At 72.4% G+C, this 14676-nt stretch carries 12 protein-coding genes and 1 tRNA gene; 7 read left to right on the forward strand and 6 right to left on the reverse strand.

All coding sequences use genetic code 11. The annotated features are described in order from the left end of the window. Positions 1-91: 91 nt before the first annotated feature. The 5 genes from D6B71_RS06655 (at position 92) to D6B71_RS06675 (ending at position 6668) form a co-directional block, all read left to right on the forward strand. A complete protein-coding gene (locus tag D6B71_RS06655; protein ID WP_240641185.1) occupies positions 92-1144 on the forward strand; it encodes a sulfate ABC transporter substrate-binding protein in 1053 nt (350 codons plus the stop codon). Positions 1145-1147: 3 nt separating this feature from the next. Then, on the forward strand, positions 1148-2029 hold the full coding sequence (cysT, locus tag D6B71_RS06660; RefSeq protein ID WP_206051603.1) for a sulfate ABC transporter permease subunit CysT: 882 nt from the start codon (positions 1148-1150) through the stop codon (positions 2027-2029). Next, complete coding sequence (locus D6B71_RS06665) at positions 2022-2831, forward strand: sulfate ABC transporter permease (RefSeq protein ID WP_121253313.1); 810 nt, start codon at positions 2022-2024, stop codon at positions 2829-2831. Before cysT ends, D6B71_RS06665 begins: the two co-directional genes overlap by 8 nt. 61 nt (positions 2832-2892) lie before the next feature. Continuing rightward, positions 2893-3918: a sulfate/molybdate ABC transporter ATP-binding protein gene (locus D6B71_RS06670; protein WP_121253315.1), complete on the forward strand. Its 1026-nt coding sequence runs from the start codon at positions 2893-2895 to the stop codon at positions 3916-3918. A 56-nt stretch (positions 3919-3974) separates the two neighbouring features. Further along, positions 3975-6668 (forward strand): AMP-binding protein, encoded by a 2694-nt coding sequence (locus D6B71_RS06675; RefSeq protein ID WP_121253317.1) that lies wholly within the window; start codon positions 3975-3977, stop codon positions 6666-6668. Here the strand turns inward: D6B71_RS06675 and D6B71_RS06680 are convergent. The 4 genes from D6B71_RS06680 to D6B71_RS06695 all read right to left on the reverse strand — a co-directional run bounded on the left by D6B71_RS06680 (position 6557) and on the right by D6B71_RS06695 (position 11040). Then, on the reverse strand, positions 6557-7648 hold the full coding sequence (locus D6B71_RS06680) for an ABC transporter ATP-binding protein (protein WP_121253319.1): 1092 nt from the start codon (positions 7646-7648) through the stop codon (positions 6557-6559). The two genes, D6B71_RS06675 and D6B71_RS06680, sit on opposite strands and share 112 nt — an antisense overlap. Further along, a complete protein-coding gene (locus D6B71_RS06685) occupies positions 7648-9333 on the reverse strand; it encodes an ABC transporter permease (protein WP_121253321.1) in 1686 nt (561 codons plus the stop codon). The genes D6B71_RS06680 and D6B71_RS06685 overlap by 1 nt, the downstream gene beginning before the upstream one ends. A gap of 59 nt (positions 9334-9392) precedes the next feature. After that, positions 9393-10430 carry an extracellular solute-binding protein gene (locus D6B71_RS06690; protein ID WP_121253323.1) on the reverse strand — a complete coding sequence of 346 codons (1038 nt, stop codon included), beginning with the start codon at positions 10428-10430 and terminating at the stop codon, positions 9393-9395. Positions 10431-10548: 118 nt separating this feature from the next. Further along, entirely contained in the window at positions 10549-11040 is a 492-nt protein-coding gene (locus D6B71_RS06695) for a YajQ family cyclic di-GMP-binding protein (RefSeq protein WP_121253325.1), read from the reverse strand. Positions 11041-11229: 189 nt separating this feature from the next. On the opposite strand from D6B71_RS06695, the gene D6B71_RS06700 reads away from it, so the two are divergent. Continuing rightward, positions 11230-11311: transfer RNA gene (locus D6B71_RS06700), tRNA-Tyr, on the forward strand. Between the two features lie 110 nt (positions 11312-11421). Here D6B71_RS06700 and D6B71_RS06705 read toward each other — a convergent pair. Then, on the reverse strand, positions 11422-12876 hold the full coding sequence (locus tag D6B71_RS06705) for a CAP domain-containing protein (protein WP_164519564.1): 1455 nt from the start codon (positions 12874-12876) through the stop codon (positions 11422-11424). Between the two features lie 497 nt (positions 12877-13373). On the opposite strand from D6B71_RS06705, the gene D6B71_RS06715 reads away from it, so the two are divergent. Beyond that, positions 13374-13889, forward strand: coding sequence for a hypothetical protein (locus D6B71_RS06715; protein WP_121253330.1), 516 nt, complete (start codon positions 13374-13376; stop codon positions 13887-13889). Positions 13890-13922: 33 nt separating this feature from the next. Here D6B71_RS06715 and D6B71_RS06720 read toward each other — a convergent pair whose 3' ends face one another. Then, positions 13923-14645: a DUF305 domain-containing protein gene (locus D6B71_RS06720; RefSeq protein WP_240641186.1), complete on the reverse strand. Its 723-nt coding sequence runs from the start codon at positions 14643-14645 to the stop codon at positions 13923-13925. Between the last annotated feature and the right edge of the window lie 31 nt (positions 14646-14676).

The raw sequence follows: 14676 nt of genomic DNA on the forward strand, positions 1-14676 counted from the left end.
ACCCCCTGCCGGCTGACCTATTCGAGTAAATCCACTAAGGTGATCGACATTAGGCAGTAACTGACCTGCCCCACCCGAAGGGATGACCGACATGCGTGACCTGCGGACGAGGACGACGAGGCTGGCAGCGCTCGCGGCGGCGGGGGCGTTGGCGACCGCCGCCTGCTCCACGGCGAGCGGCGACGAGAGCTCCGGGCCGACGGTGAACATCAACGCGTTCTCGGTGATGGAGGCCGCCAACGAGCCCGTCTTCGCCGACTTCGTCGGCACCGGCGCCGGCGACGGCGTCCAGTTCGAGACCTCCTACGGCGCCTCGGGCGACCAGAGCCGCGCCGTCGCGGCAGGCGCCGACGCCGACGTCGTGCACTACTCGCTGGAGACCGACGTGACCCGCCTGGTCGACGAGGGTCTGGTCGCCGAGGACTGGAAGGAGAACGCCACCGGGGGCATCGCGACCTCCTCGGTCGTCGTCTTCGTGGTGCGGGAGGGCAATCCCGAGGGCATCGAGACCTGGGACGATCTGGTCGAGCCGGGCGTCGAGGTCATCACCCCGAACCCCGGCTCCTCCGGCTCCGCGCGGTGGAACATCCTGGCCGCCTGGGGCCACGCGGTCGGCAACGGAGGCAGCGAGGACGACGCGCGCGAGTTCGTCTCGGCCCTGCTGGAGAACACGATCGCCCTGCCGGGGAGTGCCCGCGAGGCCACCACCGCGTTCACCGACGGCAGCGGGGACGTGCTGATCTCCTACGAGAACGAGGCGATCCTCGCCAAGCAGAGCGGTGCCGAGATCGACTACGTGCTGCCGCCCGACACCCTGCTCATCGAGAACCCCGCCGCCGTGACCGAGGACGCGAGCGAGGCCGCCGAGGCGTTCCTGGCGTTCATGACCAGCCCGGAGGCGCAGGCCGACTACGCCCAGTCCGGCTTCCGCCCGGTCGTCGACGGCGTCGAGATCGGCGACGTGGAGGGTGCCAACGACCCGGCCGACCCGTTCCCGACTCCGGAACAGCTGTGGACCATCGACGGCGACTTCGGCGGCTGGGGCGACGCTGCCGACCGCTTCTTCGGCGACGGCGAGGACGGCAACCCCTTGGGCGTCATCACCGAGCTCCAGCAGGAGACCGGCACCGTCGGTGAGGAGTAGATCGTGACCTCCGTGCTCACCGCACCCGCGGTCGAACCCCCGGCGGCGTCCCCCAGGGGGCGCCGCCGGGCACGCCGCTCCCCCCGCTCTGCCCCCCGCAGCACGCTGACTCGTGGCTCCGCGCTGGGCCTGGGGATCGCCATGGTGTGGTTCAGCCTGCTGGTGCTGATCCCGCTGACCGCCGTGGTCGCCACCGCGGGCGAGGGCGGCTGGGACCGCTACCTCTCCGTGCTCCGCAACGACCAGACCTGGGCAGCGGTGACCCTCACCGTCGGGCAGGCGCTGCTCGTCACCGCGCTGAACGTGGTGGTCGGCACGGTCATCGCCTGGGTGCTGGTGCGGGATCGGTTCTGGGGGAAGGCCGCGCTCGACGTCGTCATCGACGTCCCGTTCGCGCTCCCCACGATCGTGGCCGGCCTGGTGCTGCTCTCGCTCTACGGGCCGAACAGCCCGCTCGGAGTGCACTGGGCGTTCACCGAGCACGCCGTGACGCTGGCCCTGGCCTTCGTCACCCTGCCGTTCGTCGTGCGCACCGTGCAGCCGGTCCTGGAGGAGCTCGAGGTGGACGTCGAGGAGGCGGCCGCCTCGCTCGGCGCCCGCCGCGGCACCATCCTGCGGCGGATCCTGCTGCCGTCGCTCGCGCCGGCGATCGCCGCCGGTGCCGCGCTCTCCTTCGCACGGGCGATCTCGGAGTACGGCTCGCTCGTCCTGCTCAGCGGCAACCGCCCCTACGAGACCGAGGTGGTGTCGGTGCGCGTGCTGACCTTCATCGAGAACGGCAACACCGCCTCGGCGGCGGCGTTGGCCTCGGTGATGCTGGCGATCGCGCTGGTCGTCATCGTCGCGCTCGACCTGGTCCAGCGGAGGGTGGCGCGTCGTGGTTGAGCTCTCGACCCCCGTCCGCTGGGGCCTGCGCCTGCTCGCGATCGGCTACGTCTTCTTCCTGATCGCCTGGCCCGTGGGGCTCGTCGTGAAGCACACCTTCACCGGCGGCCTGGGCGTCCTTGCCGACACGCTCACCGACGAGAGCGTCGCCGGCGCTCTCCGGCTCACCGCGATGGTCGCCACCTGGGCGGTGCTGATCAACCTCGTCTTCGGCGTGACGATCTCGGTGCTGCTGGTGCGCTACGAGTTCCCGGGCAAGCGGGTCCTCTCGGCCCTGATCGACTTGCCGCTGTCGGTCTCGCCCGTCGTGGTCGGACTGGCCCTGCTGCTGGTCTACAACGGTCGCACCGGCTGGTTCGGTCCCACCGCCGAAGGCGCCGGCCTGACGGTCATCTTCGACTCTCCCGGCATGGTCATGGCCACCTGCTTCGTCGCGCTGCCCCTCGTCATCCGCGAGGTGGTGCCGGTGCTCGTCGAGATCGGCGACGACCAGGAGCAGGCGGCTCGCAGCCTCGGTGCGGGTGCGGTGCAGACGTTCCGCAGGATCACGCTGCCCAGCATCAAGTGGGCGGTCGTGTACGGCGTGGTGCTGAGCCTGGCTCGCTCGCTCGGCGAGTTCGGCGCGGTCAAGATCGTCTCCGGCAACATCACCGGCCGCACCCAGACCGCGACCCTCCTCGTCGAGGCGAAGTACCAGAACTTCCAGCAGGAGACGGCGTACGCCACCTCGTTCCTGCTGATCCTCGTCAGCATCGCCTGCCTGGTCGTCGTCGCCTTCCTGCGACCCCGGGCGGCGCGCTGACCCAGTGCCCCGGCGCTGCCGTCCCCCTACCTGCGATCCACCTGCACCCGAAAGGCTCTCCATGAGCATCGAAGTTCGCGGCATCACCAAGCGGTTCGGCGACTTCGTCGCCCTCGACGACTTCAACGTCCTCCTCCCCAGTGGGCAGCTGACCGCGCTGCTCGGACCCTCCGGCGGCGGCAAGTCGACGCTGCTGCGGATCATCGCCGGCCTCGACCGCGCCGATGCCGGCTCGGTGAGCATCGAGGGCGTCGACGCCACCGGGTTGCCGGCCCAGAAGCGCGACGTGGGCTTCGTCTTCCAGCACTACGCGGTCTTCAAGCACCTCACCGTCGCGAAGAACGTCGCGTTCGGCCTCGAGATCAGGGCCCACGGAGGCCTCCGCCCGCCGTGGGCCGCACAGCGGCGGGCCGACCGGGCGCGCATCGACCGCCGGGTCGCGGAGCTGCTCGAACTCGTGCACCTCTCACAGTTCGCGGACCGGCTGCCCTCCCAGCTCTCCGGCGGCCAGCGCCAGCGGATGGCCCTGGCCCGCGCGCTGGCGGTCGAGCCGAAGGTGCTGCTGCTCGACGAGCCGTTCGGGGCGCTCGACGCCAAGGTGCGCAAGGAGCTTCGTGAGTGGCTGCGGCGGCTGCACGACGAGGTGCACGTGACCACGGTCTTCGTGACCCACGACCAGGAGGAGGCGCTCGAGGTCGCCGACGAGATCGTGGTCATCAACGACGGCCGGGTCGAGCAGATCGGCACGCCGGACCGTCTCTACGACGAGCCGGCGAACGACTTCGTGATGGGCTTCCTCGGCGACGTGACCCGCGTCAATGGGCAGCTGGTGCGCCCCCACGACATCGACATCTCGCGGGTGCCGCTCCTCGCGGGTGCGGTCGAGGGCACGGTCGCGCGGCTGTTGCGGGTGGGCTTCGAGGTGCGGGCGACGGTGCTCACCGACGACGGTGAGGAGGTGCTGGTGCAGCTGACCCGCACCCACGCCCGGGCCGTCGGTCTGGAGGAGGGGGTCACCGTCTGGCTCACTCCGGTGACCGGCGCCGCCACGGTGCCCGCCCTGCCGTCGATGCGATCGGCGGGGTGAGACATCGGCGGCTTGGACGGATCTGCGGATAGGTGAGCCTTGCCTTACCATGAGGCGTGCTCCTCGACCCGGCCCCTACCGCCGGGGTCGCCCTGGCGACCCGGCTGCGTGACTTCGGCGCGCGCCAGGCACTGCTGGCGGCCGAGGGGACGCTCACCTACGCCGAGCTGGCCGACCGGGTCGAGGCCCGCGCCGCCGCTCTCGGTCCGCAGCGTCGGTTGCTGCTGCTGGAGGCGGCCAACGACGTCGAGACCGTCGTCACCTATCTCGCCGCCCTCGCCGGGGGACACCCGGTGCTGCCCGTGGCCGCCGAGCAGCCCGACAACGCCGCCGCGCTGGTCGCCGCCTGGGACCCCGACGTGGTGGCCCGCGGCGCGCAGCTCGACGAGGCCCGCCCGGGCACGCGGCACGACCTGCACGACGACCTCGCCCTGCTCCTGTCCACGTCGGGGAGCACCGGCTCGCCGAAGCTGGTGCGGCTCGGTGCCGAGGGGCTGCAGGCCAACGCCGAGGCGATCGCGGGCTACCTCGGCATCCGCGACACCGACGTCGCGGCGACCACGCTGCCGCTGCACTACTGCTACGGGCTCTCGGTGCTCAACAGCCACCTGGCCCGCGGCGCCGCCGTCTGGCTCACCGACGCCTCGGTGGTCGACCCCTGCTTCTGGGACGGCGTCGAGCGGCACCGGGTGACCACCTTCCCCGGGGTCCCGCACACCTTCGACCTGCTCGACCGGGTCGGCTTCGCCGAGCGGGAGATCCCGTCGCTGCGCTACCTCACCCAGGCCGGTGGCCGGATGCCCCCGGAGACCGTGCGCCGCTACGCCGAGCTCGGCCAGCGCCGCGGCTTCGACCTGGTCGTGATGTACGGCCAGACCGAGGCCACCGCCCGGATGGCCTGGCTGCCGCCGGACCAGGCCCTGCAGCGTGCCGGCTCGGTCGGGATCGCGATCCCCGGCGGGCGGTTCGAGCTCGAGCCCGTGCCCGAGGCGCCTCCCGGGGTCGGCGAGCTCGTCTACTCCGGCCCCAACGTGATGCTCGGCTACGCCCACACCGGCGCCGACCTGGCGCGCGGCCCCACCGTCGACCGCCTGCACACCGGCGACCTGGCCCGCATCGACGCCTACGGGTACGTCGAGGTGGTCGGCCGCCGCTCCCGGGTCGCGAAGCTCTTCGGTCTGCGCCTCGAGCTCGACCAGGTCGAGGCGCTCTGCGAGCAGGCGGGTCGCGCGGCCTGCTGCATCGCCACAGACGACGCGCTGGTCGTCGTCACGCAGCGCGACCCCGGCCACGCACTGCCCGCGGCCGAGCTGGCCGCGCTGGTGCGCCGGCGTACCGGTCTGCCCGCCGCGGCCGTGCACTCGCTCGAGGTTGACGACGTCCCGCGCCTGCCCTCCGGCAAGCCCGACCGGCCCGCCCTCACCGCGCTCGCCGGCCGCTGCCTGACCCAGCAGGCGCCGGGCGAGGAGACCCCACCCGTCCCGGGCGAGGTCACCGCGGCGACGCTGCGCGAGCTGTTCGCCACCCTGCTCGGCCGCCCCGACGCCAGCGAGCGCGACTCGTTCGTCTCCCTCGGCGGCGACTCCCTGTCCTACGTCGAGATGTCGATCCGCCTCGAGCAGGCGCTGGGCCGGCTGCCCACGGGCTGGCACCTGCTCCCGGTCGCCGAGCTCGCCGAGCACGCCGAGCGAGGGCGAGGAGCCGTCCACCCGTCGACCACGGGCGCGGCCGACCGTGCGGTGCCGCCGCGGCGCTGGCGCACGGTCGAGACCAACGTGCTGCTGCGCGCGCTGGCGATCGTCGCGATCGTCGGCACCCACGGCAACCTCTTCGTGCTCACCGGCGGCGCCCACCTGCTGCTCGGGGTGACCGGCTTCAACCTCGCCCGCTTCCACCTCACCCCGGCCGCCCGGCGCGAGCGGGCCCGCCGCCTGGTGCACAGCGCCGCCCGGATCGCCGTACCGGCCTGCCTCTGGATCGGCGCGGTCACGGTCCTCACCGGTCAGTACCCGTGGCGCACGGTGCTGCTGCTCAACGGTGTCGTCGGCCCGCCCGGCTGGTCCGAGCCGGCCTGGCACTACTGGTTCATCGAGGCCCTGGTCGCCACCCTGCTGCTGGTCGCCGTCCTGCTGCTGGTCCCGGCGTTCGACCGAGCCGAGCGGCGCTGGCCGTTCGGTCTCCCGGTGGCGCTGGCGCTCGCCGGCCTGCTCACCCGCTACGAGGTGGTCGCGCTGCGCGACGGCGACGTCATCCACCGCGCCTCCGTGGTGTTCTGGCTCTTCGCGCTGGGGTGGGCCGCCGCCCGCGCCGGCGACCCGCGCCGGCGGCTGCTGGTCAGCGCCCTCGTCGTCGCCACCGTGCCCGGCTTCTTCGACGACCCGCAGCGCGAGGCCTTCGTCGCCGTCGGACTGCTCCTGCTCCTGTGGCTGCCGCACCTGCGGGTGCCGGCCCCGGTCGCCGCGCTGTCCGGCACCCTCGCCGGGGCCTCGCTGTGGACCTACCTCACCCACTGGCAGGTCTACCCGCACCTCGAGGACGACGTGCCGCTGCTCGCGCTGCTGCTGTCGCTGGCCGTGGGCGTGCTCGCCAGCCGGATGGCCGGGCGAGTCACCGCCGGCCTGAGCCGCGCGGCCGCGGGTCAGAGGCGACGAGCCGCCTCCGGCGGAGCGCTCAGCGCCACCTCGCCCGAGAGCAGCACCGGCCGGGCACCGGGCACCACGCTCACCGCGACCGGAGTGCCCGCCGGGTGACGCACCCCGTGCTGCTGCCACGACCGGAGCGTCGCGCCGGAGCCGAGCCGCACGGTGTGCAGCACGAACGCGCCGTGGTACTCCACCGCGACCACCCGTGACGTCGCGTCCGGGTCGACCTCCAGGGCGACCTCGTGCGGGCGGAGCATCACCTCGACGTCGAGGTCGGTGCCGCCCCAGCCCGGCACGGTCGAGACCACGCCGATCTCGCTGGTGAGCAGCGCATCGTGCACATGAGCGGGCAGGAAGTCGGCCTCGCCCATGAACGTCGCCACGAACCGGTTCACCGGCTCCTCGTAGACCGTGGCCGGCTCGGCCACCTGCTCGAGGACGCCGTCGCGCATCACCGCGACCCGGTCGCCCAGCGCGAGCGCCTCGGTTTGGTCGTGGGTGACCAGGATCGCGGCGCTGCCGGACTCGCGCAGCAGGGCCAGGGTGTCGGTGCGGACCTTGGCCCGCAGGTTCTCGTCGAGGCTGGAGAACGGCTCGTCGAGCAGCACCACGGCGGGGCCGGGGGCGAGCGCCCGGGCCAGCGCCACCCGCTGCTGCTCGCCGCCGGACAGCTCGTGGGGATGCCGGTCGGCGACGTGCGCGAGGCCGACCCGCTCGAGGGCCTGGGCGACCCGGGCGGCCCGCTCCTTGCGGGGCAGCCGGTCCAGGCCGAAGGCGACGTTGCGGGCGACCGTGAGGTGCGGGAACAGGGCGTGGTCCTGGAACACCAGCCCGACCCGGCGCCCCTCCGGCGGGCGCCACGCGCCGTCGCCGGCGACCGCCCGTCCCTCGATCTCGATCCGTCCCGCGTCCGGGCGCTCCAAGCCGGCGACCAGCCGCAGCAGGGTGGACTTGCCGCACCCGGACGGCCCGATCACGGTCAGCAGCTCGCCGGGGGACACGTCGAGCGAGACGCCTCGCACCGCCGGGTCCGCGTCGCGGCCGCCGTAGGACTTCGAGACCTGGGTCAGGGTGAGCGCCGAGGTCATCAGCCGACCCTCGAGTTGACGTCGACCAGCTTGACCTGGCGGAACAGGAAGGCGACCGGCCCGACCGCCACGGTCACGATCAGCAGCGATGGCAACGCGGCCTCCTCCCAGAAGTTCTCCGATGCCAGCTCATAGACCCACACCGACAGCGTCGTGAAGCCGAACGGCCGCAGCAGCAGCACCAGCGGCAGCTCCTTGACCGCGTCGATCAGCACCAGGATCGTCGCCACCGCCACGCCGGGCCGCACCAGGGGCAGGTGGACGCGCGTCAGCACCCGCGTCGGGCGGGCGCCCAGGCTCAGCGCCGACAGGGTCAGCGGGGCGGGGATCCGGGAGAAGCTGGCGTCGACCGCCTGGTAGGCGGGCGCGGTGAACCGGACCACGTAGGCATAGAGGATGCCGATCACCGAACCCGTCGCGAGCAGGCCCGTGCCGCCCTCGACGCCGATCGCCTCGAGCAGGGTGTCGGCGCCGGCGAAGACGCCCAGCACGCCGATCCCGACGACGGCGCCCGGCACGGCGTACCCGAACGTGGTCAGCTGCGCGGCACCGCGCACCAGGCGTCCGCCCCCCAGGCGCAGCGCGTGCGCCATGCCGAGCGAGAGCAGCACGCAGGCGACCGCGACGATCGCGGCCACGCTGACGCTGTTGCTCAGGTGGTCGGCGAACCGCTCGTCGAGGACCCGGCCCGGGTCGCGGCGCAGCCCGGCCACCGCCCACGAGACGAGCTGGACCACCGGAAGCGCGAACGCCGCGGCGAGCACGACGAGGCCGGTCGTGGTCGCCAGGGCGGCGCGGGCACCCGAGAGCGGGCGGCGCTCGAGGCCCCGGCCGCGCCCGCCGCGCTGGGCGTAGCGGGCACCGCCGCGCAGCAGCCGCTCGCCGGCGAGCACCGCGACCGCGAACAGCAGCACCAGCGAGGCGAGGGCGACCGCGGAGTCGACCCGGTAGCTGCCCTTCCAGGCGAGGTAGACGCCGACCGAGACCGTGCGCACGTTGAAGTACTGCACGGTCGCGAAGTCGGTGAGGGTCTCCATCATCACCAGCGCCAGCCCGGCGGCCAGCGAGGGCCGCGCCAAGGGGAGCAGGACCTTCCGGAACGCCCGCCCACGGTCCGCGCCGAGCGTGCGGGCGGCGTCGTACGCCGTGGGGGCCAGCTCGAGGAACGCCGCGCGCGCCATCAGATAGACGTAGGGATAGAGGGTGAGGGTGAGCACCACGATCGCGCCGCCCAGCGAGCGCACCGGGAGCGGTCCGAGGTCGTCGCCGAGCACCCCGCGCAGCGCGGTCTGCGCCGGGCCGGCGTAGTCGAGGAACGAGAGGAAGACGAAGCCGAGGATGTAGGCGGGCATCGCCAGCGGCAGCACGAGCAGCCACGAGAGGACCCCGCGCAGCGGGAACTCGTAGGCGGTGACCAGCCACGCCAGCCCGGCGCCGAGCGCCAGCGTGCCGACCCCGACCCCGAGCATCAGCAGCAGGGTGGTGGCCACCATCGCGCCGACGCCGCTGGGCAGGTCGGGAGAGCCGGCGCGGGCGAGCGCCGAGGAGGCGACCGAGAGCACCGGGCTGGCCACCACCAGCGCCACCAGTGCCACCAGCGCGGACCAGGCGGGTCGCCCGGAGCCCAGCACGAAGCGGCGGACGCGGGCTCGCGGCGCCGCGGCGTCCACGGGGAGCGTGCTCACTGTGGCCTCATGGGGGAGATCATCGCGCGCTCGTCACCGGTCCGCTCACGCGGCTGGGTTCACCGGTAGCCGGCCTCGTCGAGCAGCGCGACGGCGTCGGCGTTGAGGGAGCCGTAGGCGGCGGCGTCGACCGGCATCCGCTCGAACTCGCCGAAGCTCGCGACGAGCGGCTCGGGCTCGACGTCGGGGTTGACCGGCAGCTCGTGGTTGGCGTCGACGAACGCGCTCTGCCCGTCGGTGGCCAGCCACTCCAGCAGCGCCTGGGCGTCCTCGCTGTTGTCGGCGGACTCGACGATGCCGGCGCCCGAGATGTTCACGTGGGTGCCGGCGCCGTCCTGGCTGGCCCAGAACGGCGCGACCCCGAAGTCCTCGTCGTCCTCGAGGAGCCGGGCGAGGTAGTAGTGGTTGCTGATCCCGACCTCGCAGCCGCCGGCGTCGATGGTCTCGAGCAGCTCGACGTCGTTGCTCATGATCTGCACGTCGTTCTCGACCCAGCCACGCACGATCTCCAGCGCCCGGTCGCGGCCGTGCAGGTCGATCAGGCTGGCCACGAGCGACTGGGTGTACGACGCGGTCTCGTCGCGCATGCAGAGCCGGCCGCGCCACTTCGGGTCACCGAGCCCGGCGTAGGTGTCCTCGGTGTCGAACTCGGCCGGGTCGACCGCGTCGGGGTCGTAGACGATCGTGCGGGCGCGCATGGCCAGGCCGTACCAGTGGCCGTCGGGGTCGCGCAGGTCCTCGGGCACGGCCTGGTCGAGGTCGGGGGAGTCGATGGGCTGGAGGACCCCCTGCTCGGCGGCGTTCCACAGCATGCCGGCGTCGACGGTGATGAACACGTCGGCGGGGCTGTCGTCACCCTCGGCCTTGAGCCGCTCGAGCAGCTCGGCGTCGTCGCCGTAGAGGAACTCGACGCTGATCCCGGTCTCGTCGGTGAACTCCTCGAAGGCGGCCTCGAGGTCGTAGTGCCGCGCGGAGTAGACCTGCAGGTCGGCCTCCTCCTCTGAGCCGAACAGGCCGCAGCCGGCGGTGCTGGCGGCGAGGACGCCGGCGGTGACGGCGAGCAGGGCGGCACGCCGGCGGCGTACGGGACCAGGCATGGGGCACTCCAAGGGATCGCGGGACCAGGCAAGGCTAACCTCACCCAATCGGAAGCCGGGCCGGGCCACCCCACCGTGGGGCGACCGGGCCCGGCGCGCCGCTCGTGGCTCGGCGGGCTCAGCGGTAGTTGGTGAACTGCACCGCGAAGTCGTAGTCCTGGCCCTTGACCAGCGCGATGACGGCCTGCAGGTCGTCGCGCTTCTTCGACGACACCCGCAGCTCGTCGCCCTGGATCTGGGCCTTGACGCCCTTGGGGCCCTCGTCGCGGATCAGCTTGGAGATCTTCTTGGCGTCCTCGGAGCTGATGCCCTCCTTGAGCGTGATCGCGATCTTCGACTGCTGGCCGGACTGGCGCGGCTCGGAGGCGTCGAGGACCTTCAGGCTCACGTCGCGCTTGATCAGCTTGGTCTTGAACACGTCGAGCACGGCGGTGGCGCGGTCGTCGGCGGAGGCGGAGATCTCGATCGCGTGCTCGCCCTGCCACTCGATGGTGGCGCCGGTGCCCTTGAAGTCGAACCGGGTGGCGATCTCGCGGGCGGTCTGGCCGAGGGCGTTGTCGACCTCCTGGCGGTCGATCTTGCTGACGATGTCGAACGACGAGTCGGCCATGGTCTTCTCCTCTGTGCTGCGGGGTGTGCTGCGGGCAGGCGTTCGGTCGGGCGTGGCTGAGGCGTTGGCATGTCGGCCACCGCCGGCGGCCCCGCCGCGTCGGGGACGCGGGCGTTTTCGTTCGCCGTCGGGGCTGCGCTATTCTTTCGCTTCGTCGCGCGTGGTCCAAACGCCGCGCTCCGACACCCCGGCAGGTTGCCCGAGCGGCCAATGGGAGCGGACTGTAAATCCGTCGGCTTTGCCTTCGAAGGTTCGAATCCTTCACCTGCCACTGGAGTTCCTCCAGACACAGAACCCCCGCCGCGTGCGGGGGTTCTGTGTTTCTACGAGAGAATCGGTGCGGGTCCGCCCTTCCGTCGAGCGATCCGCACCGCCGCTGAGTCAGCCGCGTCGTCCGGTCACCGGGCCGCGTGGCGGCGAGGTGGCCGTACCGGGCTGGTGCCCTTCGAGCGAAGCGGTGAGGCGCACCGAGATGAGCTTGCCGAGGTCGCGCCGCGTCAGGCGGTATCTCGAGCCGGTCGCGCCGGGGACAGCGCGGGTGCCGCGGAGCCACTGGAAGGTGACCCGGGTGGGGGAGGGCACCCACGTGGGGGCGAGCACCTTCAGCGTGCGTCCGACCTTCGGGCGGCCGGCGACGGTCGGCGAACCCGCGGCGGTCGGAGGAATGCCGGGTCTCACGGGCGCGAGTTCCGGCGTCGTCGCGCTGATCGAGGTGCCGTCCTCGGCGACGAGGGTGACGCGGGCGGCGAGGCGGGACCCCAGATCAGCGGCGGTGATGTCGTGGAAGACGTCGTGCCCGGAGTCGTGGTCGGCACCGCTGCCGGGGATCGGCAGGCCGTCGCGCAACCACTCGATGTGGTGCTCGCGCAGGGGCGCCGTGGCGTCGTACTGGTAGACGAGGAAGAGCTCCTCGCCGACGTCGGGCGTGCCGAGGAGCCACGGCAGCTCGGTGAACTCCACGGCCGGGGGCGCGGGCTCCTCATCTTCGTCCTCGGGGGAGACCAAGGTGACGGTGTAGCTCAGGTCGGGAGCCGCGGCGCCGGTGGACACACGCGTGGCCCCGCTGATCGTGACCGCGTAGGTGACGTCGTGCTTGGAGGAGGCCGGGACCTCGGAGGGGGCGACGTTGAAGACGACGGAGTCGGCCCCGATGGACTCGACCAGGGTCGGGACCGGGGTGTCGCCGCTGACGTCACGGCGGGTGACCGACACAGTCGCGGTCCTGAGGTCGAAGTCGAACGTCGGGTCGTCGTACGCGTCGAAGGACCACCGGCCGGAGCGGGGCACGAGCGGTCGCGGGAAGTAGCCGGCGGTGGGCCAAGTGATGGGAGGCCCGATATGGCGTCCGGGGGTCATCACGAGGTCGGCGCCGACCACGTGAATCGCCTGGCTCTGCGGCGTCTGCCCGATCCCGACGGTGCGCAGCCCCGGCTCCAGGAGCCAGGTGCGGTGGCCGACGCTGCCGTTGTTGGCGCCCGGATCGTTCATGAAGAGACCGACCGCGTTGACGCCGGTGGTGCCGAGAGCCAGGTTGGACCGTCTCGCGCCCTCGGCGCCGGACGGTGTGTAGCACCGCCAGGTCTCCGGCGGGTAGTGGGAGAGGGCATCGTTGGCGTCCATCATCAAGGCTGCCTGCTGGGCCATCGACGAGGAGGCCGGATTCTCGCTCACTGGCGGCAGGCCGGCCTGGGCGCGCACGTAGTCGATCGCCTCCATCGCGGCGTTCTGGACCGCCACCACGGGGGTCCCGGCACGGCAGTTGTCGACGTCGCCGCCGACCCAGTCGAACTCGACCATCGAGGCAGGGAGCCACCGGGTCAGGTACGCGTCGAGCACAGCGGCTCGATCTCCTGCGTCGACCGCCACGGACCCGGTCGTGCCGGCGGCCGGTCGGGCAAGGGCCGGTCGGGCGGGCAGAGGGCTCGGGGCGGCCGAGACGGGGCTGGCCAGCCGGATGCCGAGTGGTGACGGCGAGGTCGTCGTCGCGGGTGCTGGACTGCCGAGCCCGATGCTCGCGAGCAGAATCCCCGCGCAGCCGACGGCATTCGCCCAGAATCGCGATCGCATGGCATCCCCCGTGTCCGGCGGCCCTCCTGCTTGGCGCGCAGAGTGACGTCGGCGACCATCATCGCCGGATCCGAGTCGCCGCGGAGTCGTTCGGCACAACCCGGCCTTGGGTGGGGGTTCGCCGGCGACGAGCTGCAGATCTGGTCGAGGGCCGTGCAGACCTGGGTGATTCCGGCGATCGCCTTGGGCATGGCCTGCTGCATCCCGGCGACGTCGGCCCAGGTCCGTGGCGAGGTGGGGACCTGGTGGTGGTCGATGGTGGAACGATGCTTCCGCGGCGGCCCGGGAACCTGCCTGCGGGGGTAGCGGCCTGTCTGCTCTACGCCGCTTCCAGCGGCGCGTTCGGGGTCGCGGAGCTCGCAGGTGACGAGCCGTCCTGGTTCGCCGGGCTGATGCTGGTGTTCGCACCGTTCGTGCTGGCGGTGGGCATCTGGGCCGGTGTCGCCGGCGCGACCGGGCGGGGCCGGATGGTCCTCACCCCGTCGGGGCTCGTCTACGTGCCGCTGTTCGGCCGCCGCCCGGTGACCGTGCCGTGGACGACGATCGACGAGGTGGTCTCCGACGGCGGTTACGGCAACGGCATCTTCGTCCTCACCCACCAGCGCCGGATCGGTCTGTGGACCGGCGGGCAGGGCGTGCCGCCCGAGACACTCGTGGCGTCGCTGACCTGGTACGCCGAGCACGCACGCGACAGGCCGGAGACCATCGACTCGGCCGCCGTCACCCGCCGCATCCAGTCAGTGGCGGCGCGCAGCATGCGCATCAGCGGAGAGACCGACTGAGACCGCGCGGCGGGTGCCGACGCGAGCCTCGTGTCACTGGTCTGAGAGCGCCCGCCACCACCACGCGATCGGCCCCGTGGTCGCGCCCGCCGCGGCCAGCTCCCGAACCGGAGCTCGGTCGCCCACGCCGTCTCGTGGCCGGGGGAGCGGGGCTGCGGTGGCCTCGAAGTCGGGCACCGGCCTGGCGTCGGCCTCCTCCTGGGTGGTGGCCGGTCCGTTCTCGGCGATGTCGTCGATGAGCCAGTCCATCTCGTCGATCTCCCGGCGCTGCGCCTTGATGATCTCGTCGGCGAGCTTGCGGACCCGTACGTCGTCGATGTCGGCACGCTCGCTGGTCAGGATCGCGATCGAATGGTGCGGGATCATCGCGCGCATGTAGGTCGAGTCGTTCACCAGCGCCTGGGCTCTCGACGCGTACAGGGCCGCACCACCGACGACGAGCGCCGCGACGATGACCACGGCGTTCAGCGTGCGGTTGCGATACATCATCGAGACCATGAACGAGAGCATGACCAGCGCCATCGCGCCGCCCATGAGCAGCGCCATGTAGACGCGTTCGAGGCTGAACCGGACGTGATCGGCGGAGTAGGCGTTGGTGTAGGTCAGCACGAACATCACCACCGTCGAGGTGGTGATCATGGCGGCGAACCGGAGGTACATCCGGCGTTCGTGGGAGGAGTCGTCGTGGTGCCCGCCGTGGGCCTCCTGCGCGTCGTTCCCGTCCGTCGGGTCGTGGTTGTCGTTGCGGTCGTTCATGAGCTGGTTCCTCCAAGATGGTGTGACCCGG

Origin of the sequence: Nocardioides ferulae (assembly GCF_003660455.1) — a bacterium.
In the GTDB taxonomy this organism is placed as follows: Bacteria; Actinomycetota; Actinomycetes; order Propionibacteriales; family Nocardioidaceae; genus Nocardioides; species Nocardioides ferulae.